This is a genomic window from Bacteroides sp. CAG:633 (genome assembly GCF_000435115.1).
GTDB classification, from domain to species: Bacteria; Bacteroidota; Bacteroidia; order Bacteroidales; family Bacteroidaceae; genus Bacteroides; species Bacteroides ndongoniae.
The window spans coordinates 1-844 of record NZ_FR883104.1; the positions used below are offsets into that span (position 1 = coordinate 1).

An 844-nucleotide genomic window follows, 5' to 3' on the forward strand; every position below is an offset into this window, starting at 1 on the left:
GCTTTACATTATGAACAAGAAACTATTTACTCAAATACGGAACGAATGGCGCAGCAACTTCTTCCTTGCGCTGGAGCTGCTGGTAGTCTTCGTGGTGCTGTGGTACATCGTGGACTGGTGCTGTACGACGGCGCGTGTCTACTTTGCACCGATGGGCTTCGATACGGAGCATTGTTATAACCTGACGATGAACCGGCTGACTCCCAACTCCGCCCTCTATGAAGAAGGCCATACGGCGGAGGACGATATGGATGCCCTGCTGGAGATAGCCGAACGCCTGCGCCACCGTCCCGGCGTGGAGGCGGTAGCCATTTCGCAGAACAGCGTTCCTTATAATAACGGAAGTAACGGCATTGAAACGTTTGTAGACACGGTGTCTGTTTATGCCATGCTCCGTCTGGTGCAGCCCGACTTTATGCGCCTGTTCCGCATTCGTGGGGTAGCTGTGCAGGATGCCGGAGGAAAGACGGTGCAGACTGCAAGTCCTGACTCGTTGGCCGCCGTGTTGGGTCCGGGAACGATGATCCTGTCGCGCAACGTGACAGCGAAGTATGAGGAACTGAACATGTCCGATGCCACACCGTTGCTGGGTCGTCAACTGCCTTTGTGGGAGCAGGACAGCGACTCCCGTCTGCGCGTAGCCGGCATTGCCGAGCCCATGCGCTGGAATCATTTCACGACAGCCGACCAGTGGGGAGGCCCTTTCCTGGCGACGGACTTCCCGCGCGAGGCGATGGTGCAATACGAGAATCCCGCCTACCTGCAACTGAGCTTGCGCGTCACCCCCGAGGCCGACCATGGCTTTGTGGACGAGCTGATGGCCGATGCCGATCGTCTCTATCGT

General features: G+C 57.5%; 1 pseudogene. It reads left to right on the top strand.

From position 1 onward, the window contains the following. Positions 1-10: 10 nt before the first annotated feature. A pseudogene (locus QVP67_RS10770) lies at positions 11-844 on the top strand (ABC transporter permease); the annotation flags it as partial.